This window comes from Pseudomonas sp. NFR09, assembly GCF_900111535.1.
Classification (GTDB): domain Bacteria; phylum Pseudomonadota; class Gammaproteobacteria; order Pseudomonadales; family Pseudomonadaceae; genus Aquipseudomonas; species Aquipseudomonas extremorientalis.
This window is the reverse complement of record NZ_FOIH01000011.1, coordinates 155457-179602: the sequence shown is the minus strand read 5'-3', so window position 1 is coordinate 179602 and position 24146 is coordinate 155457. Positions and strand designations below refer to the sequence as shown.

Sequence of the window (24146 nt, the reverse complement as noted above, 5' to 3'; positions counted from 1 at the left end):
TCCTCGAAATTCAATCCCACAGCTGCACCTGTTCGACCGCCGTTTGTTCAATGTCAGGGAAGGTTATTAGCAGCCCGGTGCGCAACGGTTGTGGTTCATCCGCTAACAACCGATTGGCCGCCAGCACCGCCTCGACTGTGCCATTGAGGTGGCCGTAATGCTGGTAACACAAGGTATCGAGCAGGTCGCTGTCAGACGTTCTGCATATCATCGCCATAGCGCGTGAACTCCAAACTAAAGGTTTGCTTGCGCGGGATCCCGCCGGCCAGCAGCGCGCCCTGCTCTTCCTCTACGCTGCCCAGGCACCAAGTGCCGAGGACAACGCCGTACCCCGTAGTGAGGTTCAACGGCAACAGTTGCCCGCCGATGGAGCGCAGAGTGTCGAGCTGCTTGAGGCCTCCCTTGAAGGAGGGGAAAATTGCGCCCTTGAGGCTGAGCTTATCCTCGCCGATACCCACAGCCTGCTGTGATGGCCGACGACTGAGGCGCTCTTGTGAGGCCCAGCGGAATTGTGTTTGCCGGCGTAGTTCGTCGAAGGCCGCCGTGTCCAGGTTGAAGTAGAAAGGCTGGGCATTGGCTTGCAGCGGCTGCAGGATCAGCAAGTGGGGAAACGGTTTGACCGCTTCCGCCATGGGCGTTGCACTCGGTGCCAAGGCGCTGGTGGGCAAGATGTTCGCCAGGCGCGGGCTGACCTTGCCCGCGATCTGGTTGATTGCCGTGCTGGCCCGAGCGGCTTGTTCCTTCAAAGTGCCCACACGTTCATCAATCGCCGACATCGCGCGCGTTGCTTTGCTGTAGGTCGACAAAACAGTGCCAACCTTGGATTGCGCCGCATTGATACCACTCATCACCCGTTGCAGCTTTTCCCCTACAGCGGGTGGTACGCCTGAAATGCTCGACAGCTCATCAGCTGCCCCTGTGATTTCACCAATGGCACCGTTCACCGGGCCGATCATATCGTCGATGCTATGCCGCCCGGCCTCTCCTGCCTGGACCAGGGATGTGAAGCCGGATTGCAGCTGCTCCATGTAAGCCATGACAACTCCTTAAACGTGGGGGGCATCGAACAGGTTGCGCCTCGCCTGCTCGCGGCTGAACTCCTCAAACAGCTGACGCATGTACGGCATCATTTCCTGAGCCAATTGCCGTGGGTCCTTGACGTCACCCTGCACCGTCACCGGCATGGTTGGGGCGAACGTCCAGGCCTGCTCAACGCGAGCGGGATCCGGCTTCGCGGCGGCGCTGGCGCTGAGCAGTGCAGGCACTGCTGCGGCTGATGGAGCAGTCGCCAACGAACGGGCAACGTCCCCCATCAATGGGCCTGTAGCCGGGGTCGGGGCCAACTGAGTAAACCGTGAAATACCTGGCCCGGCGGGCTTCGGCAGCAGCAACGGCGAGGGCTGGGCCAGGCGTTCTATCGGCTTGTCCGGCTCACCGAATGCAGCCTTGCCCACTGCACTGCCCAGCTCGCCGCCGCCCCAGCTACCGAGAAACCCGCCAATTAGCCCGCCGACGACGGTGCCGATCACCGGTACCACAGAACCAATCGCGGCACCCGCTGCAGCACCGGCCAGCGTGCCGGCCAAAGTACCGGCGGCGTTGCCATAGCCTTCGGCTTTTTCGTCGCGAGTCTCCGCGTTTTGATAGGTATCGGCCGCGATCAACCCTGCCTCAATCAGCGCCATGGGAGCGCCAACCTTGGCGAACCCGAGGCCCTTGCCCATCATGGCCTTAGGTGCAAATCGACTGGCAGCAGCTGCGGCCGGGGGTGCTGAAGCCAGACTAGGGATAGATCCTCGACCACCGCGACCACGTTTGCCCTTGCCACGGCGACGCTTTCCATCGCCGACATCCACCCCACCCGCACCGCTGGAAGGGTTGGTGACGAACACCCGCTGGATCACGTTCGGGTTGCCCATCAAAGAGCCACGCCCAACATTGAGCAAACCTTTGCCAATCTTGATCGCGTTGATCGCAGCACCCAGGCCGACAACACCGGCCGCCAATACCGTCGCCCCGCTGATGACAGTTGGAAACTTCCCAGCCAACTCCCCCAGCCCGTACGCCACCTTCGCCAATCCATCCGCAGCCAGGTCAGTCAGCGGCCGCACCGCATCGCCAATACGCGTCATCGACGATTCAATGCCAGCCGTCGCGCTTGCCCACTTCCGGTTGGACGTCTCACGCGCCTTCGCCGCATCCGCCTCAATCTTGGCCTTGCCATCCGTATCCTTGATCGTCGCCATATCAGCCTTGATCTTGTCGCCGTATTTGATCTGCGCGAGCAAACCCGCACTGGCGCTCTGATCGCTGACGATGTTCGCCAGCCCGGCAGCCTCAGTCAGGGCGATCATGGCCTGCTCTTCCTCGGCACTGCCATCCGCCGACGCCTTGATCTTGGCCTTGAGCGCCTCGATTTTCTTGGCTTTAGCGGGGTCCTGCTTTCTGATCAACTGCTCGCTGAGCATGATGAACGCATCGACCGGGTTCGCCGCCTTGCCGCTTTTGGTCGCGGCGAGGATTGAGCCGGCCAGGTCGTAGCCTTCCTTGGCAAACCGTTCCTGGCTGGTGCTGCTGATCACGGCGTTGAGCAAGTTGTTCATGTTGGTCGCCGCTGCCGCCGCGTCCTGGGTTTGCGAGAACTGCGACTGCAGGCTTGCTCCCAGGAAACGCACGGCCTCAGGCCCTTCCATGCCGAGGCGCTTGATGTTGCCGAGCATCGCCGGCAGGTACCGCGCCATTTCCTTCGGCCCAAATGCGCCGATATCTCCAGCCGCTGCAACCTGGCCCAGCATCGCTGCCATGTCGCCTTGCTTGACCCCGGCCTCTTTGAAGGAGTTGATCAGGGTCGCGATGGTTTCAGGCTCCATACCCTGGCCGTCGATCAGGTCGGCGATCTGCCCGGCATAGGCGGTGGCCACGTCCCAATCAACACCTTTTTCGATCAACGCACCGACCGACTTCGCCAGCAGTTGCTGGCTCATGCCCTTCTCTGCCGCGACTTTGCTGATGCTCGCCGCCAGCTCGGCCTCATCGCCGGTACCGGCAGTGTGGGCCCATAACGACATCTGGCGGACCTGCGCCTGGTAATCGCCGGAGACCTTGGTCGGAATCGCTAACGATGCGGTAAGCGCCGCCGCTTTGCCGAGGGAACTCTTCATCCCCTCTTTACCCTGCTGGATCTGCGCATGACCCAGCGCCTTGAGTTCGGCGCCCCGCGCTACCTGGCCGAGGGCTTGGTATTCCTTGCGCAGTTTGCCGACTTCAATGCCCTGATCTCTCAAGGTTTTGAGGTTACCCTCCAGCTTTTTCAGCAGGTCACCAGCCGAGGCGGCACCGGTATCGTGGGCCTTTTTCCATTCGTCCCGCAGGCGGATGGTGTCGCCGATGGTGCTTTGCAGTACGCGGGCTTTGGTGCCAGTTTCGCCAAGCTTTTTGATGCGGCCTTCAACATCCTTGAAGGCCGCGCCTACCGTGGAGCTGACGACGCCGCCGATAACCAGGCCGAGCGACAGGTTATTTGCCATGGGATTACTCCGGGCCGGGATGCGGGGCTCAGTCCGTGAGCCACCAGATCATCGTGGAAAAGGGCATGGTCTCGACTTCGCTAGCTGAAAAAGAGAATTCCACAGCCAAGCGTTTCGCGACCTTCTTCTGCAGTTCGGCGCTAAATCCCGTCGTCCTGCACCAGGCGAAAATAGGCGGCCTGCAACCGCTGGTAATCCGTCAGTTTGAGCCCCTCCAGATCCTTGGTGCCGGCTTCGGAGAGCGAGGCGAACAGGTGCATCTCGCGCAGTTCGTCATCGCCGCCACTGGTGGCATTGGCGGCGCGCACTTCGCGCACGGTAGGAGAGCGCAGGGTCAGGCGGTCGACCATCACGCCGTTAATCTCGCTCGACCGAGACAGCGTAATGGCGGCGCTCTCGGCGGTGACGGTCAGCCAGGTAGGCAGTTTTTTCAGTGTGCTCATGATGAAAGGCTTCCTTACATACCCAGGTCGCGGCGGACGCTGGCGAGTTGATCGACACCGTTGATAACCCGGACGCAGTTGATTGGATCGATTTCGAACATTACCCGGCCCGCGACCTCCAGCTTGTAGTAGCTGCAGGCCACGGCGTACTTGAACTCGGCAGCTTCACCGGCCTTCCAATCGCCAGGATCTACCTCTTTGAGCATGCCTCTGACAGTGGCGACAACACCCGTGGTCGCGCCTTTCTGGCCCTTGAAGGAACCACGGAACACTGCGTTGAATGCAGTCTGATCGGCCAGGCCGTAAAACTTCATGGCCTCAGGGCGCACGCCTTTACCGGCGAAACTGGCCTCAAGTTTTTCCATGCCCTGATCCATCTCCACCGGGGCATCCATGCCCCCTGCGCGATGCTCCTCGGTTTTCAGGGTCATCTTGGGTAGCGTGAAGCTGGTGATATCCCCGGCAAAGCTGACGCCATCGATATGGGCGTTCATGTTGTAGAGCGTTTGCGGAACCATCGGGCGTTCTCCTTAAGTGTTGGTGTCGAGGACTTCGGTCAGCCACTGGTTGGTGACCTCGACCCGGAAGTTAGGGTTTTCTGCCGGTGGCACGTCGGTAAAGCGGATGTTCCAGTACACCTTGCCCTGCTCCAGCTGGCTGGCCGTGTTCAGCACCGGATCGGCGAACACCTCGAAGTTGATCACCGCGCCCTGGTTCTTCAGATCACGCATGAAGTTCGCGAGGCCCTCGGTCACGTCGCTGACATAGGTCTTGGTGATTGAGCGGTCCACCGCCCATTTGTGGCCGTAGAGGATCGCGTCCATGACGATGTCCATGGTCCGCACACGGGTGACAAACGCCCACTTCGGATCGCTGGAACAGGTGCGATTGCCCCACAGGCGGTAGCCGTCATCGCGGATGATCGTGGTGATCTGCGCGTTGTTGAGCAGGTTGGCGCGGCAGGTTTCGTCGCCATCCAAGAACTCTATGGGACGGCAGGTGCCGGTGACGCCGACAAACTCTTTGTTCGACGGCGAGGCCCAGAAGCCGTATTCCGAATCGGTCCAGGCGAAGAGCCCGGCGACCCAGGCGGAACTCGGTGCATCGACAGTGGCACTGAGTGCGGTGTCCCAATACTGCACACCAGGGTCGACCAGGAATACGCGCTTACTGCCGAAGTTTTCGCGGTATTCCATCGCGGCTTCGTCGGTGGTGTTGGGCCCGTCGATGATGGCGAGGGCACGTAGTTTTTCGCTCAAAGCCACCAGCGCCGTAGCGGCGGGCAAGGTCGCGGTGTGCTTGGGCGCGGCCAGCAAACGCGGCTGAGCGTTGAAGCGGCTCTTGCCATCCAGCAGCGCCTGCATGCCGGTACGGGTGCCGTTTGCCAACACGCCGCCGATGATGGCCGAGATTTGCGCTGCAGCGTCTGCCAGCTTCTCCACACCACAGGCAACGATCACCGCCTTGGAGCGAACGTAGATAGCCTTGATCGCCTTGGTGATCGCAGCATCTGCGCCCCAGGCGGCGATGGCTTCGCTTTCGCGGGTGATCAGCAGCAGTTGATTGGGCAAGGCACTGGCAGCGGGGCCAGGGGTGAAGGTGTCGCAAAGCCCGATGATGGAAGACGACGGCACAGCGATAGGCCGCGTGCCGGTGTCGACGTTGGTCACCGTGACGCCGTGAAAAAATCCACCTGCATTACTCATAGTTGAACTCCAGAAACAACAAAACCCCGCCAGGGCGAGGTTTGTGTTGGGGGGGCGGAAAATGCTTTGAAGAGCCTTTTGGCCGAGGGTGAATGTCAGTGCAATCTGTGAAATCGCTTTCAGGTAGGCCAGCCCTGGGTCAGCATGTCTTCCGCATAGCTACCTTCGGCTAAAGCCTCCAATAGCTGACTCTCTCGGTCAAAACACGCTTGGACGTGGGTTCGAACCGCTGCTGCGATATCTATGAGTTGCTGAGCATTTAGCTCAACAGGACCATTCAACGCCTTCCAGGTGCAGCGATAGGTAGGGTCAACGACTGCAGATAGAGCGGCACCAGTAATCAGAATTTGACCGTCACGTCCGGTGTCGATGGCTATATCTCCAAATCGAATACCTGCCGTTTCGTAACGAAAACGTGCAGCTGAAATACGCTGAGAGTGATTCACCTCTCTATCCGATTTCTGAAGACCGTCCTTGGGCGTCCATGTCCAGATGGAGTCAACGAAAGCATTAACTTGCTGCCATTGTTCTTCATTGATCTCTATTGCACGTTTGGGGATGTCATGAACGCCATGAATCAACAGGCTTTTGAGGACACCAGCATCAGAGAAAACTGCGTATTTTTTAGCCATGTCAACGCCCCAGCGCAATCCAGAAAAAGTTGTACGGACCGTTCGTTGCCGTATAGCTAATGATCATCGACTCTCGCCCTAGCGACTGGACGTTAGCGGCGGCAGAGCTGACATTGCCGCCAACAATCGAGTTAGGCCAAGCTCCTGCGATATAAGCCTCAGTGGGAAAAGGTACGGTAAAAGCAGAGGCCGCTCCCGAGGAAAACAGCCTACTCCCCCACATCAAAACCCACCCACCTAACCAAGAAGGGAAGAAAACGTAACCGTTCGGTGCAATAAGAAGCTGGCACCCCGCTCGCATTTTTTTTGGAGTAACAAAGCTTTCGTCATCCAAACCCGCGTTCACCTGTAGCTGCGTTGCGACTCTGGCTAAACCCAGCGCTGCCTCAGTTGCTTGGACTAACAACTTCTTCAAGCAACGGGCAAGCTTCAACGGTGTAACTGTCCTTGCGTCAGTTGTGCCTTGCGCCACATCTTCGTCCGTTGCGTTAGCTTGGATGCCGGAGGTGGACTCTGTGGCTTCAACAATGTGTTTCTTAAAGAACTGAAAAATCCGAAGGATCGTCGCTGGCTTGGAATTATCAAAATCCGCATCTGCTTCCGCGTCCTTTTGACTGGCAGGCACAATTTCGTATTCAGCCAGCGTGGTTGGAGAAGTGCCCGCCAGCACGCGGCCAAATTTATCAACCGTAACACTTCGATAGGTACCAACCCCTTCTTTTGCTGTTGCGGAAAGCAACTCGAAATTCAGAGCGGTGACGCCCAGCACGATGGCTGTGTCGTTGGTCAGCGTCCACACCGTATCCGCATAAACGTTTCCACGCTCCACAGCGACGGTCAGTGCCGAAGTTACCTTCGCACTGCTATCCGCGTCAGGCGCACGCGACCAGGCACCGCTAGCCACAATGTAGATACCGTTAAGGTTCGCTTGTGCCTGCTTCCTGACTAACACACGCCAGCCCGGCTCAACAGGAACACCGTCAAGCACCTGCGTGCCGCTGAGAGTGATATCGGCAATGCTAGCCGCGACCACGGACTGTTTGTTATCCAGCTTGCCAAGCTCGTCAATCACCTTGAGGTCAACGTACTCGCGAGTAGCGAGGACTACGGCAGGGTCTATCTTCAGCACGATATTGTTGGTGCTGGAAACAATGAAGTTCATCCGCACAATCTGCGTGCGGCCTGACCCCTGGTCCAGCGCCGGCTTAAAGCTCGGCGCACAGTTCGATACCGCGACCAGGTCGCCGTCCGAATCGTATAAACCGATCTCGCGAATCCACCAGCCACCGACATCGGCCGGGATCACTTGCTCGGCAATAATCACCGCCGAATTCACCGGATCGACACGCAGCTGATTCAGTGGCGCCCGGCGCTGTTCGTTGATCAGCTTGGTCTGAGTCGCGCTGGGGATCGGATCAGTGCCATTGGCGTCGCCAACCCCCAACGCGGTGAGGTTCCAGGGAATGCCCAAGGCATTGGCGTTCGCCAGCTTCGCGGCCCCCACGCTGGTGAGGATCGCCATAAATTGCGAGTTGCGGTCAATCATGGGTAAACATCCAGAGTGTCTATGCTGTGTTCGCGCCCGACCACGCCGATGTAGCCGGTGACTTCGATGTCACGTTGCACGGGTGGGTAGACGTCGATTACGTCGCCTTCATAGAGGGCGACACCGATGTTCATGGTGCCTTGGGTTTCCAGGCTGATCGCCAGGCCGGTCAAGGGACGGCTGACAGGCTTGGCGTCGTCGATCAGGCGCTCCAGCTCCAGGTACATCTCTTCGGTGATGCCGGTGTCCAGCACGCCGACCTTCAAGGCGAAGGTGCCGGGAATGCCCTTGGGCGTGGTCTGCCACCACTCAAGCACTTCGATCAGGTAACCGAGCGGCTCGACCACACGTCGCAGGGCGCCGATGGTGCCCTTGTGCGCGTGCACGTAGAACGCGGAGCGGATGGCTGAGCGCTTGACGGCTTCCGACCACTTGTTGTCCCAGCGGTCGACCGACCAGGTCCAGGCCAGCCACGGCAGCAAATGCGCCGGGCAGGTGTCGGGGTTGTAGAGGTCGCGCAATGGAATCTTGGTTTTCTCAACCAGGGCGGCCTCAATGGCGCGCTCCAGCTGCGTGCTGTTCAGGGGAAGCAAGCTGGTCATTTCGATCCCCCAAGGACGACGCTAAAGCCCGTGCAATACGCCGCTTGGGCTTTGGTGGGTTTCAGGTCGACCCAGTCACGCAGCTCGACCCGGCCGACGCCGCTGATGTGCAGTTGGGCATCGACACCGGACTGAGCAACCTCCAGCGCCAGGCGCTTGCGTGGATTGATCCAGGACGCGAGGCGCTTGGTGGCTTCGGCCAGGATCGCGTCGTTTTCCGGGCCGGCGCCTTGCATGTGCAACACGGCATCAATCCGGTAGTTGAGGATCTCGGCACTCTGCACAATCAGACGGTCGCCCACCGGGCGGATGTCATCGTCGCTAAGTTTGGCGTACACCGCGTCCAGCAGCGGCTGATCGGCCTGGCCGCTACCGATCAGGCTCAATACGGTCACCTCCACAACTGCCGGCGATGGGCTTTCCGCCGTGGCGTCAGCCACCAGCGCCGAGGCGTTGCGCGCATGGAAGATGTAGCTGTTGCGCGGGCCTGCGGTGGTCAGCCCTTCGTAAACCAACTGGATGCGTTCACGCAGGGCGTCGTCCGACTCCTTGACCTCCTCTACCGGCGGCACCGCCAGAAGGTTGGCCGGCTGAATCACCAGGCGCTGGAGTTTGACGTTGGCCGCGAGTTGATCGAGATCCTCCTTCTCGGCGTAGGCCAGCATCAGCGCCTTGGCCGCGTCGTTGACCCGCGCCCGGTTCTGCATCTTGCCGTACGCTCCCAGTTCCACCAGCTTGACCACTGGGTCGCTTTCCAGCGCCGCCGACCAGTTGTCACCCATGTACATTCGGAAAGCGGCGAGCCCCTCTTCGTACAGCGCTTCGTAGTCTAAGGACTCCAACACCTGCGGCGCCGGCAATGCCGATAAATCCACCGTGCTCATGCCGACACCTCCAGCAGCAGGCGTTCGCCTTGATAGTCACCGGTTAATTTGAAGTCGATACGCCCGCCGACAATGGCAACGACTTGCACCTGTTCCAGTTTTAGCCGCGGCTCCCAGCGCCCCAGCGAGCGGGCAACCTCTGCCTGCACCGCGCTCTTCCAACCGGCATTAACTGGCAGGTCGACAAAGCGCCGGATCTGGCTGCCGTACTCCGGGCGCATCCGCCGACTGCCCACGGGCGTGCCGAGAATGTCCCCAATGGACTGTCGGAGATGGTCGTGCCCGGACAACGGTTTGCCGGTGTGGCGGTCCATTCCGATCATCGGGATTACTCCTGTACCAGGTCCGGGTGAGCCTTGAGGAAGGCGAGCTGATCATCGGTGGTGGCCGTCACGCGTGCCTTGGTCACTGCCAGGGTGCTGCCATCGGGAAGTACCAGCGTGCGCGAGGTGAAGAGCGTGTCGCGGAAGACGCGGCCAGGCCCGGCTTCGTCCTGGCTGTCGGATTTGGTCTTGCTCATGAACGGAGGCTCCTAAAACGAAAAACCCGCACTAGGCGGGTTGGAATCAGTGTTTGTGGTTCGGCGTGTTACCGCCGACATCGATGACCTGGCCGGCACTGTTGATGTCGCCGGTCGTACTCAGCGTGCCGTCAATGGCGACCGCGCCTACCAGCTCAATCGTGCCCGACACCAACCGCATGCTTGTCGGCGTCACTTCCCAGACCGACCCTCCGACCTTGACCGTGACGTTGCCCGCCGGCAGATCGATGGTGTAGCTGCTGGCCTCCCAGTCGTAAACCAGGGAGCCGCCATCATCGAAACGCCAGACTTCGACGTGGTCGCGGTTGTCCGGTTGGGCACCGGCGTTGCCGTACAGACCGGGGATGAACGTGCCCATCGCCGGCTCGCCGCTGGGACTGATCAACGCGCCCTGCTCTCCCATACTTGGCACCCGCCAGTGGCGTGCCTTGCCAGCCGCCTGGCTATGCCAACGCACCCAGGCACTGGTCCAGTCACCGGACTGCACGCGCACCATGGCGGTGGTCAGATCCACCGCCACCACGACACAAGGCATCACTGTCGAGGCAATCATCCGGTCATGCTGGGCAACCGCGTAACTCATTGCAGTTCTCCCGGATTGATTGGGCCAACGCCCGGCCCCAGATCGATGACCAGCGAACCCGGCGGTTCATCCGGCCACGGCCATTGCTCGGCCCCCAGGTAAACCGTCTGGTCCCACTCCACCAGCCAGACGAAATAGCCGTCCAGTTCGGGTTTGGTCCAGTCCTGGGTGGAGCGCACGAATTCGGCGAAGTCGACCGCCAAGCCCCAGCTCTGCCCGCGCAGCAGCACCGCCAATTGAGACGCCAGCTGCACAGCCTGCCGTTGCGGGTCCGTGCTGATCGAGTCGACGATGATGCGCGCCTCGAACTTGCAGGTGAGCGAAGTTTCACCGGTGCCGATATCCGGTGCCGGTTCCATCTCGGCTATTTCCAGCAGCACCACGGGCGTGGGAATGCTGGTCGCTGTCGACAGATCCGGCCAGAACGACACACCCTGAATTCCCGGCAGATGCTCCTGCAGGTGTTGCTCGACGGCCGTATACAACTGATCGAGGCTGAAAGGTTGATCAGACACGGGCGCTCCCCTTGAGGTACTTCTGCAGTTCAAAGTTGAATTCTTGCTTGAGGATCTCCAGCAAACGTTCATCGGCGCGTTTGACCCAGCTGTCGAAGTGCGGCCGCACCTGGTCCAGCGAGACCTTGGCTTTCGCCAGCGGGAAACGGTTGTCGCTTTCCGCGATGAAGCCAGAGCTGCGCCGGCCCTGAGTGCTACCGGGATAATCCGTGGCGTTGAAGTGCTTGCTCGATGTACGGATCCAGATGTCGGGACTGCCGCCGTACACCTGCTTGAAGAACGCACCTTGGAATCGACGCCCCGCCACCGACACACCGGCACGGGTTTGCCGAGCCTTGCCGACCCGGCTGGCCTCGATGGCGTTGACCCCGAACCACAACTTGCCACGCATCGCCCCGCCGCTGACCGGATAAGCCCGAAGGCGTTGCCGGACGGCGCCGATGGCGATGCGCTCCTGCTTGCCCACGGACCGGGCGATGTGAGTGCGCAGCCAGCCCAACGTCTTGTTGATCGCACGGCGTTGAGCTGCTGCGGCTGCCTTGGGGACCAACTGGCCGAACTCACGCAGGGCCTGGGAATGCACCGCCGATGGCTGGATGTTGATCATGCCGCTGTCGCGGGTTTGCTGTACGTGGCTGCCGACGCTCATGGACGCTTCCTCAAGATCAGGGCCACCAGGCCATTACCGTTGGGCTCCAACTGCAGCAGGTCGTACTCGCCACCACCATCCAAAGCCGGTACATCGACCGTGACCCGCAGACCTTTGCTGAGGCCTTCCGAATCCTTCACGCGGATCTCAAAGCGAGGCTCGCGTATGGCGGAGTGGACCTTGCCGAACGCGGGTTGCTTCCAGGGTGCCGAGAACATGCCCAACACCGGTTCGGCGCGGCCTTCGATCTGGGCACTGTCGCCCAAGGTCTCGAAGACCACATCGTCGATGTCGTCGATCAGGTCGCGGAAGGCCACGGTCACATCTCCAGCAGGATCTGCGCCCGAGGCCGCGTGCACAGGTGCAGCGGGTTCGACTGCGCTTCACCGGCCACGCCCTTGTTAAACGGCAGCGGCTCGATCTTGCTGTAGTACGGGATACCCTGGGTATTGACCGTTTCCATGTAGTCAGCCGGTGCGAAAGACGAGATGTACAGATCCGGTACGCCCTCGGGGATCAGCAGCGCCTTGTCGTCGTGGACAAATGCAACGCCGGCAACTTTGCCGCGATAACGCTCCCAGACAATCCCGCCGAACTCGAAGCTTTCACGAGCATCGCCACGCAGAGACGCGGCCTGCATAGTGTTGAGGTAGGTCTCCTTCACCGACTTATGAACAATCAGCTTGTTCCAGAAGTTCTTACCGCACAAACCGCGAGAACCGCTGCTGGTGACGCTGCCGAGGGCCTCCTCCTGCATATCCAGCGCTTCGCCGCATTTGACCCGCACCTCGGTATCCGGACTGTTCAAACCCATCTGCAGCTTCTGGCGATTCACGCCGAAGGATTTGTAAATATCCAACAGGACGGTCTTGCCATCGGCGTCCAGCACCTGCCCGTTCAATGCACCCATGCGCTGGAATTCGTGGGTGGCATCCAACTGGCGACGGGCCTTCGCCAGTCGCTTGTTGACCACGTCCTGCACCGCCTGCAATTCGCTGCGGGTGCCAAAGGCGCGGATGCCCTGGATCTCATCCGCCTTGATGGTAAAGCGCTCTGGCAGGTGCACAGTGTTGAACGGAATCAACATGCGCTTGGTCCCGCCAACCACCAGGCCCGAAGTACCACGTTCACCGGCTGGCACCAGAGCCAGGGTGTCGCCGTCCTTTTCGATCTGCACAGTCAATGTGCTGATGCCCTCTTCGCGGAACAGGCCGAGGCTGCTGATACGGCCCGGCAGGTATTCCTGTTCATTGATTGCAGCGGTCAGCGAGGAGACGCTGAACGCATCGTCTTCAAAAATGGCGATATCGGCCATGGGGGTACTCTCCAGAAACGAAAAATCCCGCACGCGGCGGGATGGATAAACGAGGATGATTGTCTTAGCGGACGATCAGGAAATGCGCGGCCAGGGCCTTTTCGGCAGCGGGGTCGAGGCCGGTCAGGTGTGCGAAGCTGACCTCGGCCAAACGCACCACGGCGCGACCGCGACGGACAACATCCGACTCGCCGAGCGGCCCGTACAAGATCGCGACGGCGTTTTCGGTGCCGTCCTCGGCGGTGGGCTGGTACGGTGCAAACTCGCTGGTGGCGGTGATCAGACCGAGGATCTGGCCCGGCTCAAGGGCCGCACCGGCCGCGACGTTGATCGCCTCGCGGGAAATATTGCCGGCGCCTTCGGACAGAAGAAACTCGCCCGCGTGCATCGATTCAGTTTTCATGCTCTTGCTCCTTTCGAGGTTCCGTTCTGAGCCGCCTGACGGCTGGACCAGATTGCGTGGGTGTCGACCTGTTTGGCCTTGACCGTTGGGGCTGGGTCATCGTCCAGCGGCAGGCTGTTGTTGATTTCAAAGCCGCCGCCGCTACCGACCAGCTTGTCGAACAGCCGCGCACGCACGGCGGCTTCGTCAAGGCCGGCCGTGATGAACTCGCCGGTCAGCTCTGGCAGGCGTGCCGCCACACAGAGGCCGTGCAATGCTTTGGCATTGGTCAGCGCCGCCTGAATCACCGCTTCACTTTCGAGCTTGGTGGCGGCGAGTAGCGGCTCCACCAGGTTGCTGATGCCCGCCGCCGCGCAACCTTGCGTGACCATCAGCGCCAGTTTTGCCGCGTCCAGTACGGGTGTTGGGTCCGGCTCGGGCGGCTCGACTTCCGGCTCTTCATCCAGCTGGGCGAGCAGCTCAGGCGGGGCATGCTGGAAACGCTGCAGCACGCTGCCTTGGCCGAGGCAGGCGCTGACCTTGAGGCCGTCACCCACTTCATCGGCCAAGCCCAGCGCCACCGCCTCATTCGCCGTGAGCCAGGTCTCGGCGTTGACCATGCGCCGCAGTTCGGCTTCGTCGATGTCCGGCGCCTTGGCTTTGTAGGCTGCGATGATCGCTTCCAGCGTTTGATCCAGCACATCCGCGACGCGGCGGAAGTCCTCGGCATCGCCACCAGTAAAGGTGTAGGGGTTGTGAATCATCAACATGGCGTTGGCCGCGATCACCACCCGGTGAGCGCCGCACACCGCAACACTGGCCGCGCTGGCCGCCAGCGCATCAATGCGCCCGGTACAGCGCTCACCCAAGCGCGACAGCGCGTTGTGGATCGCCAGGCCGTCGAACAGGTCGCCGCCGATGCTGTTGAAGGCGACGATCACCGGCGACACGCCGTCATCCATGGCGCGCAGATCCTGCACAAACTGATTGGCGGTGACGCCCCAGGCACCGATCTCGCCGTAGACGAAGATCTCGATGTTGCGCTGCTCGGCTTCGCCGCTGGCCTGAAGGGTGTACCAGCTTTTATCGGCGACTTTTACCTGCTTGCCCGCCTTGTCATAGACGCGGGGCTTAGCTTTTTTGCTCATGGTAATTCCTTCTCATCGATATCCACGATGGCTTCAAGAGTCGTGTAGTTGAGTCCGAGGCCTGTGGCCCTGGCGAGGTCTGCGGCGTTTTCAGTGTCGACCGTTTCCGCGTCGTAGCCGGTGCGCAGCACCATCTCACTGCGCGAGGCAAAGCCCGCCTGCACTTCCATCCGCCGTGCCTGCACGTCCTGCACCGGTTGGATGTAGGCCCAACCTTGCGGTACCCAACGCGTGCGCAGGTATTCGCGGCGACGTTGCGCGTAGTCCTCCAGTACCAGGGCGCCGGACAACACCGCCATGTCCATCCAGGCCGCCCGCACCGGGCGACACAGCTGATGCACATACACACCGAATTGCAGCTGCTCCAGGCGCCGCCGGAACTCGTTGAGCACGACCCGCAGCGCCCGGTCGTTGACCTCCCGCATGTCGCCGGTGAGGATCTCGTACGGCGTGCCCGAACCCGCCGCCGCAGCCATCAGCTGCTGACGCATAAAGTCCGGGTAGTTGTTGCCGGCGTCCGGTGGTTTGGAAAACTCCACCTCTTCACCTGGCCCCAGCTCCTGCATGGTGCCGGGCTCCAGGGCGACCATCGGCGTGAAGCCGTCGCGGTCGGTGGTCAGCAGTTGCCCCGTGACAGGGTCACGCGGTTGCTGCCCCATCTCCGGTGATGGCCTCTTGATGAAACCGGCAAACAGGTTCGCCACTTCCTGACGGAACAGCACCGCGTCGTCGTAGTTATCCAGGCTGCGCAAGCGCTTCAAGACCGGCGCCAGACGCGGCACCCCGCGCAACTGCCCCGGCTCCATCGGTTCGAAGATGTGCAGCACCTGCGCCGCCGGCACGCGCACCAACTGGTTATAACCGGCGTTCAACGACGACGAATCCCGTGGGTGCGACAGGTACATCCAATACGCCACGCGCTTGCCGGCCGGGTTGAACTCGATCCCGGCGCGGATCACGTTACCGTTTTTGGCCGCCTCGAATTTGTCATGTGGGACAAACTCAGGGGCCAGCGCCTGCAATTGCAGCGGCACCGCCAAACCTTCGCTGGGACTGCGTGGACGCAACCGCACAAAGCACTCACCCGCCGTTTCAACGGTGCGCGCCACCAGGGCCTGCATGCCGTAGAAATCGGTCAGCTCGTCGGCGTCCGCTTCGTCTACCCAGTCATCCCACAGCTGCTGCTTGAGCTTGCGCAGCGCCGCGTCGTCCGTGGTCGGCCTGGGCGTGATGCCGGTGCCGATCAGGTTGCTGACGCGCTTGTCGATGACGTTGAAGGCGTACGGGTCGTTGCGCACCGCCGCCCGCGAACGTGCCCGCAGGTTGCGCAACGCCGGGGTATTGATGCTATTGATGCCGTTGTCGGTGGCTTCCCAACTGGCCGAGCGACGGCCCTCCCCGGCGCCTTCGTAACTGGCCTTGATGTTCGACGGCAGCAAGAATCCATTACGGGTGAGCGTCGGATAATGTCGGGCCATTAGAGTCCCTTGCCTCCGTGGGTGAGCCGGATCACGCGAGAGCGTGGCCCAGCGGCGTTGGTCAGCGAGGTGCGGATCTCGTCGCGTGCCTTGAGCAGTTCGTCGATGGAGCGGTACTCCACCGTGCGGTCGCTGTAGCGCACGGTCTTTTCACCGCGTGCGATGGCGCGCTCGATGGCTTCGAGGTGCTTCGGGGTAAACGACATATCAGCGTCTCTTCAGGTAACCGCTAGTGGAGCTGCGGCGTTGTGGTGGTGCGGCGGGTCGCGGTTGGGCGACGGGTGCAGCAGGTGGCTGCGCGGGGAGCGACTGACGCGCCGCAACCGGTGCTGGCGTTTCGTCAGCTTCGACGCGCTCGCCCTGCACGGGCTTGACGCCCAATACATCGTCGAACAAACCGGACTGAGCCAGCGCCTGGCGTACCCGCTCCCAGTCGTGTTCCTGGTAGCGGTTGATACCGAGGTAATGCGCCATTGCCAGGCAGTACACCATCAGGTCGAGCGCCTCGTTGCGTTCGGCCTTGCCCTTGACCCATTCGATGCGCTTGTAGCCTTTTACGTATCGGGCGACCTTGCGCTCGGCCACGCACTGGGCGAAGAACTCGTCCGGCAGGTCGTTGGCAAAGTGCAGCGAGCCGGGGCCGTCCTCGAAGGCGTAGCGGTTGTAGATCCAATCCTTCGCGGTGTCGGTGCCTACAAACCACAGCTCTACGCCGTTGCGCTCGGTCTGGCCTTTCCAGGTCACGTCTTGCATCGAGGGCCGTTGAGCGATAACCGGCTTGCCGGGCTTGCTCGCGCCCTTGATTGCGAAGATGTTGCGCCAGCGCCGCGTACGGCAGAACTGGTAAACCTCGTCCGTGTGATGACCTCCCGAGTCGACGGCAGTCGCCAGGATCGCCAGCCCGACACCACAAGGATGGCGATAGCGCGCCTTGAGCTTTTCGTCCAACACCGCCCAGGTGCGCTCATCAGCAGGATCACCCCAGATCACCTGGTGGTCGACCACCCAACGCTCCATCCCAACACCGAAACCCATCACCATCAGTTCCAGGCGATTAGCCTGGACATCGACGGCGCCGGTCACCATCAGCACGCCCACCGGCATACTACCGAGGGTGTAGGTCTCCAGCTTTGCCCGAGCGACCAGCACTTCGGCCTTTGTCTGCTCTTGCGCACTGTCCCAAACCTTGGCGAGACGGGTGTTGTAGAACACCTGCATCAGGCCCATGTCGCCCTTGGCCTGGGCCTTCTTGGCGTCTTCGAATTCCTCGGCCAGCGAGGGCCAGTCCTTCCAGCCAATCGGTGAATACAGCGCATTGAGGTGGAAGCCCACCGTCTTCCCATCGCCGTTGCCATGGGCACGCCATTCGCCACGGGCGAGCATGTCGGTCTTGTGGTGCTCCTCTATCAGCACATCGCACTCAGGCGCGGCGCACTGGTAGTGAACCGTGCTGTAGTCCTTGTTGTAGAACAGCCGCTCCCACTCCAGCACCTGCATATGCCCGCAAGAGGGGCATGGCACGTAGTAGTAGCGCTGGTCGCTGGATTCGAACAGGTCCGCGATCCGCGAGGCGCCCTTGATCGTCGGCGAGCTGGAGAAGTAGATCTTCGCGTTGCGGCCAAAGTTGGTGGCGCGCGTTTCCGCCAGCACGATGGGATCACCTTCCTGGCCTACATCGTTTTCCCAACGGTCGACCTCGTCGCCGTAGATGTAGCGCGCCGACAGCTCCGACAGGTTGGCCGCAGAGCCCGCCGTGGTGACGTACAAGGCGCCGCCCTCGAACTCCTTGGTGTCCATGGTGTTGCGGGCGTCCCGTGAGCGGCTGGCTGCCACGCGCTTTGCCAGCTCCGGCGTTGCCTTGATGGTCTTGCTGATCCGCCCGGAAACCCGCTTGGACAAGCCCAGGCTGGGCAGCAACGCCAGGATGTTGGACGGCGCCATGTGGATCAGGCCGCCCATCCAGTTCAAGGCGATCTGCGTTTTCATCAACTGCGAAGCCACCATGGTGACGACACGCCGGCACGGGTGAGCCGGTGACAGGCAGCGCATGGGTTCGCGAGCGTAGGGCGTCCGATCAGTACGGTACTGGCCGGGCTCAGGCGCACCGGTGTCCCGTGGGATACGCATGTACTCGTCGGCCCATTCGTCGATCCAGAGGTCTGGGTCAGGACGTAGCCCACGGAAATACGCCTCACGGTACGCACGGTCACCGTCAGGAAATTCCGTGGTCATAGGTCAGCTCGTAGTCATCGCTCGTTCAAGGTCGGACAAGGACATGCGCTCAGCCTCTTCCAGTGATTTACGGAGTGTCGCCGTCAGGTGTTTTTCGATGTCCCAGGGGTCGGTCATCGCTGCCAGCTTGTGGGACAGCTGCGGCAGTAGGCCGAACAACTGGTCGCGCAGATGGCGCCCCGCGTTGTAGGCCCCCAACTCAACAGCATCCCTGGAAACCAGCGAGCCCTGCGCCTTGTGCAGCTCGATCTCAGCCAGTTGCGCCAGGTTGTGTTCGCGCATGGCGCGGGCCTTCTGGAAGTCGTGGCCCTTGGCGGTGATGGGCTGCTGCGGCGCAGCCGTGTTAGTCGGCTCGACCAAGGGGGACAGTTGACTGTAAACGTCACGCTGGATCCGGTCCTGCTGGTGTCGAGCAGCGACGGCGGCCTTGCTGGGGTCGGCGGTTTCGAGGATCAGTGCTTCGGTTGCCAGCACGTCGACCTTCTTGCCATCCGGCGAAAGCACCAGGCGGTTGTTGTCTTTGAGCCAGGTGATGTAGCTCGGCGTCCTGCCGATGCGAACCGCGAAAGCGCTTTTAGACAGGAACAGTGGATCCGTCATAAGCCCTCCTTTTCAACGGCTTTTCAATGGAAACCTTTCAATTTCAATGGATTGAATTTCAGTAAGCTGGCAGCCCAGCCGCTAACGCTTTCCCGCGGGTTTCATGCCCCGTGTCCCTCGCATGCTGTCAGGGTCCCTACAGGTCAACATAGCCCTGACTTTCGCCTGAGCCCAGAGTAATGGCACAATGCCTGCAAAATATCAGCAGAGAATTTTATGAAACTGCCCATGACCTGTTTTGAGTGCTTCCATGAACTTAACACTCCTCAATATCCAGTGTGGGTTGAATACCAAGATAGCCATTTATATGAATTCGAGTGCCCTAACGGACATAAATCTCATGCTATTTTACAGCAGCAAAAGCTGGAGGTTTTGTTCAGCATCGGAATGCATGCCATTACTGATGGATACTACAGGGAGGCAGTCGCATCATTCGCGTCGAGTTTAGAACGATTCTATGAGTTCTTCATTAAAGTAAAGTTGCTGCATGAAAAGATCGACTCAAGCGCAGTAACCAAATCTTGGAAAAATGTAGCTCAACAGTCTGAGAGACAGCTTGGCGCGTTTATTCTTTTTTATACACAAACTTTCAACGAAGAACCTTTGCTCTTGAGCCAAAGCAATACTAAGTTTAGAAACGCCGTAATACACAAAGGACTAATTCCTACAAAACAAGAGGCTATAGATTTTGGACAAGCCGTATTAGACGTGATCAACCCAATCGCGGAAAAAATGACCACTAAGTTCAAAGACGCAATTATTGAGTTCACATTCATGCACATCTACAGCTACAGCGGCCCAAGAAGCGCGGAGTGGAATCCGTCAACTATGAACTCACCTTCACTACTAAATGTATCATCACGTAACCCTGGTTACGTCCAGCATACCGTTGCTGATGGTTTAGAACATCTAATAAAGATGAAAGGATTTGGCGCCATCCGGTAATCGGTTTTCATTAAATATACCTATCCGGATACACCCAATCGCCTGGCAGCCCAGCGTTCGTATAAGCCAATTGCAACATCGGCGCCAGCCATGGCAGTGAGGCAGCCAATGCTGCCGGCCGCCAGGACCGACATACCAGATGCGTGCAACAACATCATTGTGGAAAGCCCACAGACCACGCAGGCTCCAGACCGAAGAAGCAAGCGGCGAATCAAGGACCAGCCGCTTACCCCTGCTTTGTCGGCCCGCCATGCCTCGCCAGAAATCCCACCGACTAGGGACAGTAGGATCACCATCCAGACCGGCATCTCAATAAGCGCTTGCTGCTCGTTCGTCATCGCCCTACCCCATAAACGCAAAAACCCGGCGCAATGGCCGGGTTCAGTGTGGTGGTGTGTCCCGCTGCTTGCGGTCGCACCTATCGAAGATGGGTACTTTTTACAGGTGGATTCCGGTGGCAGCAAGGGAGTTTTAATGCCATGGCGCAATACGGGTGCAATACAGGTATGACGCAGGTGCAACGCAGGGACAACGCATTCAATCGGCTATCGCTTCTGGTGCCCTGTCTTACTTGTCCCACTATTCTGGATCGGAGTAGGACAGCTACAGGCGCCTGAATACGGGGCTCTGCCCTACTGTCCTACCTTTATTACTTTTTTCTTGTGTATAGAGAGAAAGTTAAAAGCACGCATGCGCGCCATGGGCGCGACTACCTGCCCGCTATGCTCATGTGTGCGTGGGGCAGGTGAAGGTTGGACGGTAGGACAGGCCAACAACGGCGCGGCCTGCTCCTGTCCAACTCCGCTAAATGGCAGTCGGACAAGGGCGGACAGTAGGACAGAGGCACGCGGAATGACGCCGAGAGTCATGCAGCCTTCCCCATCAGCATGACAGCGATATGCAGGTGGGCTTCGTGCAGGCGCTGGTAGTAGGTATCCCGGCTGCATCCGCAGTGGGTGTACTTCTGCGACAGGAAGCTTTCGTGGTTGCAATAGTGCTCGCGTACGACAACCGACAGCTGGGGTGGCAAGTGCTTGTTAACGATCAGCTCAATGTCGGCCGACTCATCCAGCAGTACCCGACTACCACGCGTGCCACGTATCAACTCTCCTTTACACTCCATCAGCATGGCGATCATGTTGCCGCCACTCGGCCCTCCCCCGTTTTCCGGCATAGGTGAGTGCAGATCCTGCGCCCATAGTTTGAGCATCTCGTCGATTCGCTTAATCATCGAAGCAAGGCTCCTCGATCACCGACTGCTGCAACGCAGACGCACGCCCCCAACCCGCAGGCTTTACATAGGCCCAGGGCCGCACTCCACTCTTAGGCAATGCCGGCATGCGCCGCTTGCGCCAGCCCAGCCGGTGCATGATCGCCCCGACCCGCATCTGCTCGGGCTTGCCCCAATGGCCGAAGTCCAGCTTGAGCGCCTGGGTGAGGATCTCGTTGCCGGTGGCCGTTTCGCCGATCTGCGACTCTTCCATCCACGCCAGGATCGGCCCTTCCCATTCGTCGACGACGAAGCGTTCGTCCTGGGCCTCGGCGAACATCTTGGATTCGTCCTTGTTCACCCACCAGATATCGCCGGCCTCGAAGCAAAACAGCGCCTCGGCCCATAGCTGGTCGCGGATCTCGCGCAATTGTTCCAGGTCGACCTTGTTGCAGAACACCGGCCAGTAGCGGCGATTGCCCGTGGCATCCTTGAGGTATTCCTCTTGGTTGGTGGTCCCCACGAAAACACACTGGCGTGGCACGTCATTCGTTCTGCGGCCGTAGCTCTCGCGGTAGGTGTCGGTGGACGCGGAGAAAAACTGTTTGGCCTTGGTGCTTTCGGCTTTGTTAAAGCTGTCCAGCTCGCCCAGCTCGACGATCCACTTCCCTCGAATCGCCTGGAAGCTGTCCTTGTCGCCGAGGGCAAAGGGCGTATCCATGAACCATTCGCCACCGAGGACGCCCATGGCTGTGGACTTACCAGCACCCTGCCCGCCTTCGAGGATCATCACCGAGTCTGCCTTGCAGCCTGGGCGCATCACCCGTGCGACCGCAGAGATCAGCCAGCGCTTGCCGACCTTGGCCGAGTACTCGCTGGCCTGGACGCCCAACACATCAGTGAGCCAGGTTTCGATGCGAGGCACGCGGTCCCACTCCTGCTTCTCCAGGTACTCGCGCACCGGGTGGAAGGCATGGTCGTGAGCAACCACGCTGACCGCCTCGATCACATGGGAGGCTTTGACCCGTAGGTTGTACTGCTGCGCGAGCCACTTCATCACTCGCATGTCGTCAATGTCCGCCCAATCGCCGGCACCACCACCGAATGGCGCAGAACGCAGCTTGACGATCTTGGAGCTGAACACGCTGTAACCGATGACACCGGCCCAGCGCTCGTCGTTGCCCAGGATCAGCTCGACGTTTTGCATGTGCGCGATCAGGGAGCCGTTTTCGGTGCGGGCGAGTTGGTCTTTCCAACCGCCAGCTGCAGGAGGCTTGACTACCGCCAACACCTGGCGGCGAACGGCCTCCAAACCTTCTGCGACGTGCAGGTCGTTGAAGTCAGTCCACTTGATCTCGCGCTCGCCGGAGAACACAGGGGCAACCACCTGGCCGCCAACAACCAGTGCGGCGTTGTTAGCCTTCTCTTCGCCAGGGTTCCAGAGGTCGCCGTTGGGGCGTTTGGTCTTCCAGTCATCATCGCGACAGATGATCAGCGGGCAGCCGGGGAAACGCTCGCGCATGGCCTTGGAGACCGGCAGCAGGTTGCCCGCGTCGAAGGCGATGGCGACGGTCAGCGAAGTCGCCATGTGCAGGCTTGCCCCCGTAGCGTAGCCCTCACACACCAGCACCGGCTCGCCGGGTTCAGGGTGTGGGCCGATCAGGTGGAATGCACCTTCCTTCGACATACCGTAGGGCCAGTAGGCTTTGTCACGCCCGGTGTCCTCTTGCTTCGCGGGGAGGATCACCTGCAGGCCAACGATCTGATCGCGCACGTTGCACATGGGGACCAAAAAAGCGCCGGTACGTGGCGCATAGCGAACCTTGAAGCCGACGATCTGCTTTCGATCCAAGTAGGCGCTCTTGCCCTTTTCCGGCATGCGCTTGAACAGTCCGGCAGCGCGGTTGGCCGCTCGACGTGACGCGTTGGCCGCGATCTCAGCGGCCTTGCGCTTGGCATCCTCCTGGCGAGCGCGCATGACGTCGCGCTCTTCTGGGCTCATACGACCGGCCTTGACCTTGATCTTCTGGGTGTCGCCGGAGCGCCAGTCACCGAAGCTGCCGAAGATCAGTGTCTCGTTCTTTTCGGTGCGGTGTTCGTGGATGACGTACCAGCCGTTCTTTTCCTTGCCCTTATCCTGGGTGGTTTTGCAGCGAGTGAGCTTTCCGAATACGAGGGGCTGCGCGGGTTCGAGACCGTAGTCCGCGAACTGATTGAGCACGTCATCGAGCATAACGGGCAGCCCTCTGGTCATCGACGGTCTTGCACTCAATGCAGAGCGTGCAACCGGGTTGTGCCAAACGACGGGCTTCGGGGATGGGGCCATCGCATTCGTCACAGAACATCAGCGAATGCTGAGCCGTGTTGGACATCAGCGCCAAGCGTGCAGCAACGGCCTGATCGATGCGCTCTTGCACCAGGTCATTTGCGAAATCAGCGATATCAGCCACGCTCCACCCCACAAGTCGTCTGGTTGACGTAGCGGGCGCGGTTGTACATACCCAACAATCCCTGAATGCCGCGAAACACCAACTGGCGAATCTCGGCCAGCTCGCCGTCATCGACCTTGCCGTCGCCAATGTGCTTGGCCCAGGTTTCGGACAAATCCGCAACCTGCCGAAAGAACTGCGCGATCCCCGTGGTGAGGGTTTCGGGCATGTCATTCGTGTACGCCTCGGCCAGCTCCTGCCAGATCGTGTCACCGACAAGACCATGCACCGCATCGAGAATGCGACGGTCCTTTGTCAGTTCAAGGATCTCGCCGAACTCTTGGATGTTGACAGTGTGAGAGGGATGGGTGGGAGACAACTTGTGCTGCAGCGTGGTGGCATTTCTACCGGTGGTGGCGGCGATTGCAGCGGCACCGCCGGGATAGTCCCGTGCGGCGTGATACAAGGCTAATTCGAGCGTCAGTACTTCCCTTTGCGCTCGATCAACACAGCTTAAAGCTACTCGGCTCATGGCATTAATCCTACTAAGTTGCCAGTGCCCCGCGGCATGCAGTGGTGTTACATTTGCCGCGTGGCTTGAAAGGGCCCAAACGCCGGCCAGATCTTAGGGATCGAAACCGGCACCGTGCCGAGGCGAACAATCCGTTGCTCACCTCTGGCGCAACAGCTGCCTAATCTGTGGTGGAAAAGGCAGCAACCCAAGACATCCGTGTCTTGGCAGCGCGATAAAGGCAGGTGGTTTGCATGTGGTGTGCCCT

General features: G+C 60.3%; 29 protein-coding genes. 1 reads left to right on the top strand and 28 read right to left on the bottom strand.

Features of this window, described 5'->3' with window-relative positions; translation table 11 throughout:
- Window positions 1-10: 10 nt before the first annotated feature.
- The 23 genes from BMX59_RS23760 to BMX59_RS23650 form a co-directional block, all read right to left on the bottom strand.
- Window positions 11-217, bottom strand: coding sequence for a tail protein X (locus BMX59_RS23760; RefSeq protein ID WP_093126368.1), 207 nt, complete (start codon window positions 215-217; stop codon window positions 11-13).
- Window positions 192-1037: a phage tail protein gene (locus tag BMX59_RS23755; RefSeq protein WP_093126363.1), complete on the bottom strand. Its 846-nt coding sequence runs from the start codon at window positions 1035-1037 to the stop codon at window positions 192-194. The genes BMX59_RS23760 and BMX59_RS23755 overlap by 26 nt, the downstream gene beginning before the upstream one ends.
- A gap of 9 nt (window positions 1038-1046) precedes the next feature.
- Window positions 1047-3527, bottom strand: a complete 2481-nt coding sequence (locus BMX59_RS23750) for a phage tail tape measure protein (protein WP_093126359.1) — start codon at window positions 3525-3527, stop codon at window positions 1047-1049.
- 140 nt (window positions 3528-3667) lie between these two features.
- Window positions 3668-3970, bottom strand: a complete 303-nt coding sequence (locus BMX59_RS23745; protein ID WP_093126356.1) for a phage tail assembly protein — start codon at window positions 3968-3970, stop codon at window positions 3668-3670.
- Between the two features lie 14 nt (window positions 3971-3984).
- A complete protein-coding gene (locus BMX59_RS23740) occupies window positions 3985-4488 on the bottom strand; it encodes a phage major tail tube protein (protein WP_093126353.1) in 504 nt (167 codons plus the stop codon).
- A 12-nt stretch (window positions 4489-4500) separates the two neighbouring features.
- Window positions 4501-5676 carry a phage tail sheath subtilisin-like domain-containing protein gene (locus BMX59_RS23735; RefSeq protein ID WP_093126350.1) on the bottom strand — a complete coding sequence of 392 codons (1176 nt, stop codon included), beginning with the start codon at window positions 5674-5676 and terminating at the stop codon, window positions 4501-4503.
- A 119-nt stretch (window positions 5677-5795) separates the two neighbouring features.
- Window positions 5796-6308: a DUF4376 domain-containing protein gene (locus BMX59_RS23730; RefSeq protein WP_093126346.1), complete on the bottom strand. Its 513-nt coding sequence runs from the start codon at window positions 6306-6308 to the stop codon at window positions 5796-5798.
- Window position 6309: 1 nt separating this feature from the next.
- Window positions 6310-7854 carry a phage tail protein gene (locus BMX59_RS23725; RefSeq protein WP_093126342.1) on the bottom strand — a complete coding sequence of 515 codons (1545 nt, stop codon included), beginning with the start codon at window positions 7852-7854 and terminating at the stop codon, window positions 6310-6312.
- The gene (locus BMX59_RS23720; RefSeq protein WP_093126338.1) at window positions 7851-8456 is read right to left on the bottom strand and encodes a phage tail protein I; all 606 of its coding nucleotides are present in this window, start codon (window positions 8454-8456) and stop codon (window positions 7851-7853) included. Before BMX59_RS23720 ends, BMX59_RS23725 begins: the two co-directional genes overlap by 4 nt.
- Window positions 8453-9340 (bottom strand): baseplate assembly protein, encoded by an 888-nt coding sequence (locus BMX59_RS23715; RefSeq protein WP_093126335.1) that lies wholly within the window; start codon window positions 9338-9340, stop codon window positions 8453-8455. The genes BMX59_RS23720 and BMX59_RS23715 overlap by 4 nt, the downstream gene beginning before the upstream one ends.
- Window positions 9337-9663, bottom strand: a complete 327-nt coding sequence (locus tag BMX59_RS23710; RefSeq protein WP_093126331.1) for a GPW/gp25 family protein — start codon at window positions 9661-9663, stop codon at window positions 9337-9339. The genes BMX59_RS23715 and BMX59_RS23710 overlap by 4 nt, the downstream gene beginning before the upstream one ends.
- Window positions 9664-9668: 5 nt before the next feature.
- Window positions 9669-9860, bottom strand: a complete 192-nt coding sequence (locus tag BMX59_RS23705; protein ID WP_093126327.1) for a hypothetical protein — start codon at window positions 9858-9860, stop codon at window positions 9669-9671.
- Between the two features lie 46 nt (window positions 9861-9906).
- Window positions 9907-10464, bottom strand: a complete 558-nt coding sequence (locus BMX59_RS23700; RefSeq protein ID WP_093126324.1) for a phage baseplate assembly protein V — start codon at window positions 10462-10464, stop codon at window positions 9907-9909.
- Window positions 10461-10979: a hypothetical protein gene (locus BMX59_RS23695; protein WP_093126319.1), complete on the bottom strand. Its 519-nt coding sequence runs from the start codon at window positions 10977-10979 to the stop codon at window positions 10461-10463. The genes BMX59_RS23700 and BMX59_RS23695 overlap by 4 nt, the downstream gene beginning before the upstream one ends.
- Window positions 10972-11628 carry a hypothetical protein gene (locus BMX59_RS23690; protein ID WP_093126315.1) on the bottom strand — a complete coding sequence of 219 codons (657 nt, stop codon included), beginning with the start codon at window positions 11626-11628 and terminating at the stop codon, window positions 10972-10974. The genes BMX59_RS23695 and BMX59_RS23690 overlap by 8 nt, the downstream gene beginning before the upstream one ends.
- Window positions 11625-11945, bottom strand: coding sequence for a head-tail joining protein (locus BMX59_RS23685; protein WP_093126312.1), 321 nt, complete (start codon window positions 11943-11945; stop codon window positions 11625-11627). Before BMX59_RS23685 ends, BMX59_RS23690 begins: the two co-directional genes overlap by 4 nt.
- Before the next feature lie 2 nt (window positions 11946-11947).
- Window positions 11948-12943, bottom strand: coding sequence for a major capsid protein (locus BMX59_RS23680; protein WP_093126308.1), 996 nt, complete (start codon window positions 12941-12943; stop codon window positions 11948-11950).
- 64 nt (window positions 12944-13007) lie between these two features.
- Window positions 13008-13346 (bottom strand): head decoration protein, encoded by a 339-nt coding sequence (locus BMX59_RS23675; protein WP_093126303.1) that lies wholly within the window; start codon window positions 13344-13346, stop codon window positions 13008-13010.
- Window positions 13343-14473 (bottom strand): head maturation protease, ClpP-related, encoded by a 1131-nt coding sequence (locus tag BMX59_RS23670; protein WP_093126299.1) that lies wholly within the window; start codon window positions 14471-14473, stop codon window positions 13343-13345. The genes BMX59_RS23675 and BMX59_RS23670 overlap by 4 nt, the downstream gene beginning before the upstream one ends.
- Window positions 14470-15951 (bottom strand): phage portal protein, encoded by a 1482-nt coding sequence (locus tag BMX59_RS23665; RefSeq protein ID WP_093126293.1) that lies wholly within the window; start codon window positions 15949-15951, stop codon window positions 14470-14472. The genes BMX59_RS23670 and BMX59_RS23665 overlap by 4 nt, the downstream gene beginning before the upstream one ends.
- Window positions 15951-16157, bottom strand: coding sequence for a phage head-tail joining protein (locus BMX59_RS23660; RefSeq protein ID WP_069023714.1), 207 nt, complete (start codon window positions 16155-16157; stop codon window positions 15951-15953). Before BMX59_RS23660 ends, BMX59_RS23665 begins: the two co-directional genes overlap by 1 nt.
- A gap of 1 nt (window position 16158) precedes the next feature.
- Window positions 16159-18183, bottom strand: coding sequence for a phage terminase large subunit family protein (locus BMX59_RS23655; RefSeq protein WP_093126290.1), 2025 nt, complete (start codon window positions 18181-18183; stop codon window positions 16159-16161).
- Window positions 18184-18186: 3 nt separating this feature from the next.
- Window positions 18187-18783 (bottom strand): terminase small subunit, encoded by a 597-nt coding sequence (locus BMX59_RS23650; RefSeq protein ID WP_093126287.1) that lies wholly within the window; start codon window positions 18781-18783, stop codon window positions 18187-18189.
- Between the two features lie 216 nt (window positions 18784-18999).
- On the opposite strand from BMX59_RS23650, the gene BMX59_RS23645 reads away from it, so the two are divergent.
- A complete protein-coding gene (locus BMX59_RS23645; RefSeq protein WP_139212921.1) occupies window positions 19000-19728 on the top strand; it encodes a hypothetical protein in 729 nt (242 codons plus the stop codon).
- A gap of 20 nt (window positions 19729-19748) precedes the next feature.
- On the opposite strand, the gene BMX59_RS23640 is transcribed toward BMX59_RS23645, so the two are convergent.
- The 5 genes from BMX59_RS23640 to BMX59_RS23620 form a co-directional block, all read right to left on the bottom strand.
- Entirely contained in the window at window positions 19749-20066 is a 318-nt protein-coding gene (locus tag BMX59_RS23640; RefSeq protein WP_093126281.1) for a phage holin family protein, read from the bottom strand.
- A 527-nt stretch (window positions 20067-20593) separates the two neighbouring features.
- Window positions 20594-20959 (bottom strand): PA0613 family protein, encoded by a 366-nt coding sequence (locus BMX59_RS23635; protein WP_093126277.1) that lies wholly within the window; start codon window positions 20957-20959, stop codon window positions 20594-20596.
- On the bottom strand, window positions 20952-23171 hold the full coding sequence (locus BMX59_RS23630) for a VapE domain-containing protein (protein ID WP_093126272.1): 2220 nt from the start codon (window positions 23169-23171) through the stop codon (window positions 20952-20954). Before BMX59_RS23630 ends, BMX59_RS23635 begins: the two co-directional genes overlap by 8 nt.
- A complete protein-coding gene (locus tag BMX59_RS23625; protein WP_093126267.1) occupies window positions 23161-23388 on the bottom strand; it encodes a TraR/DksA family transcriptional regulator in 228 nt (75 codons plus the stop codon). The genes BMX59_RS23630 and BMX59_RS23625 overlap by 11 nt, the downstream gene beginning before the upstream one ends.
- Window positions 23381-23899 carry a phage regulatory CII family protein gene (locus BMX59_RS23620; RefSeq protein ID WP_175486703.1) on the bottom strand — a complete coding sequence of 173 codons (519 nt, stop codon included), beginning with the start codon at window positions 23897-23899 and terminating at the stop codon, window positions 23381-23383. The genes BMX59_RS23625 and BMX59_RS23620 overlap by 8 nt, the downstream gene beginning before the upstream one ends.
- Window positions 23900-24146: the final 247 nt, after the last annotated feature.

What these genes read in the sequence shown, in the direction of transcription:
- BMX59_RS23760 (WP_093126368.1), bottom strand. Translation starts at nt 217, where the DNA reads ATGGCGATGATATGCAGAACGTCTGACAGCGACCTGCTCGATACCTTG.
- BMX59_RS23755 (WP_093126363.1), bottom strand. Translation starts at nt 1,037, where the DNA reads ATGGCTTACATGGAGCAGCTGCAATCCGGCTTCACATCCCTGGTCCAG.
- BMX59_RS23750 (WP_093126359.1), bottom strand. Translation starts at nt 3,527, where the DNA reads ATGGCAAATAACCTGTCGCTCGGCCTGGTTATCGGCGGCGTCGTCAGC.
- BMX59_RS23745 (WP_093126356.1), bottom strand. Translation starts at nt 3,970, where the DNA reads ATGAGCACACTGAAAAAACTGCCTACCTGGCTGACCGTCACCGCCGAG.
- BMX59_RS23740 (WP_093126353.1), bottom strand. Translation starts at nt 4,488, where the DNA reads ATGGTTCCGCAAACGCTCTACAACATGAACGCCCATATCGATGGCGTC.
- BMX59_RS23735 (WP_093126350.1), bottom strand. Translation starts at nt 5,676, where the DNA reads ATGAGTAATGCAGGTGGATTTTTTCACGGCGTCACGGTGACCAACGTC.
- BMX59_RS23730 (WP_093126346.1), bottom strand. Translation starts at nt 6,308, where the DNA reads ATGGCTAAAAAATACGCAGTTTTCTCTGATGCTGGTGTCCTCAAAAGC.
- BMX59_RS23725 (WP_093126342.1), bottom strand. Translation starts at nt 7,854, where the DNA reads ATGATTGACCGCAACTCGCAATTTATGGCGATCCTCACCAGCGTGGGG.
- BMX59_RS23720 (WP_093126338.1), bottom strand. Translation starts at nt 8,456, where the DNA reads ATGACCAGCTTGCTTCCCCTGAACAGCACGCAGCTGGAGCGCGCCATT.
- BMX59_RS23715 (WP_093126335.1), bottom strand. Translation starts at nt 9,340, where the DNA reads ATGAGCACGGTGGATTTATCGGCATTGCCGGCGCCGCAGGTGTTGGAG.
- BMX59_RS23710 (WP_093126331.1), bottom strand. Translation starts at nt 9,663, where the DNA reads ATGATCGGAATGGACCGCCACACCGGCAAACCGTTGTCCGGGCACGAC.
- BMX59_RS23705 (WP_093126327.1), bottom strand. Translation starts at nt 9,860, where the DNA reads ATGAGCAAGACCAAATCCGACAGCCAGGACGAAGCCGGGCCTGGCCGC.
- BMX59_RS23700 (WP_093126324.1), bottom strand. Translation starts at nt 10,464, where the DNA reads ATGAGTTACGCGGTTGCCCAGCATGACCGGATGATTGCCTCGACAGTG.
- BMX59_RS23690 (WP_093126315.1), bottom strand. Translation starts at nt 11,628, where the DNA reads ATGAGCGTCGGCAGCCACGTACAGCAAACCCGCGACAGCGGCATGATC.
- BMX59_RS23680 (WP_093126308.1), bottom strand. Translation starts at nt 12,943, where the DNA reads ATGGCCGATATCGCCATTTTTGAAGACGATGCGTTCAGCGTCTCCTCG.
- BMX59_RS23675 (WP_093126303.1), bottom strand. Translation starts at nt 13,346, where the DNA reads ATGAAAACTGAATCGATGCACGCGGGCGAGTTTCTTCTGTCCGAAGGC.
- BMX59_RS23670 (WP_093126299.1), bottom strand. Translation starts at nt 14,473, where the DNA reads ATGAGCAAAAAAGCTAAGCCCCGCGTCTATGACAAGGCGGGCAAGCAG.
- BMX59_RS23665 (WP_093126293.1), bottom strand. Translation starts at nt 15,951, where the DNA reads ATGGCCCGACATTATCCGACGCTCACCCGTAATGGATTCTTGCTGCCG.
- BMX59_RS23660 (WP_069023714.1), bottom strand. Translation starts at nt 16,157, where the DNA reads ATGTCGTTTACCCCGAAGCACCTCGAAGCCATCGAGCGCGCCATCGCA.
- BMX59_RS23655 (WP_093126290.1), bottom strand. Translation starts at nt 18,183, where the DNA reads ATGACCACGGAATTTCCTGACGGTGACCGTGCGTACCGTGAGGCGTAT.
- BMX59_RS23650 (WP_093126287.1), bottom strand. Translation starts at nt 18,783, where the DNA reads ATGACGGATCCACTGTTCCTGTCTAAAAGCGCTTTCGCGGTTCGCATC.
- BMX59_RS23645 (WP_139212921.1), top strand. Translation starts at nt 19,000, where the DNA reads ATGAAACTGCCCATGACCTGTTTTGAGTGCTTCCATGAACTTAACACT.
- BMX59_RS23640 (WP_093126281.1), bottom strand. Translation starts at nt 20,066, where the DNA reads ATGACGAACGAGCAGCAAGCGCTTATTGAGATGCCGGTCTGGATGGTG.
- BMX59_RS23635 (WP_093126277.1), bottom strand. Translation starts at nt 20,959, where the DNA reads ATGATTAAGCGAATCGACGAGATGCTCAAACTATGGGCGCAGGATCTG.
- BMX59_RS23630 (WP_093126272.1), bottom strand. Translation starts at nt 23,171, where the DNA reads ATGCTCGATGACGTGCTCAATCAGTTCGCGGACTACGGTCTCGAACCC.
- BMX59_RS23620 (WP_175486703.1), bottom strand. Translation starts at nt 23,899, where the DNA reads ATGAGCCGAGTAGCTTTAAGCTGTGTTGATCGAGCGCAAAGGGAAGTA.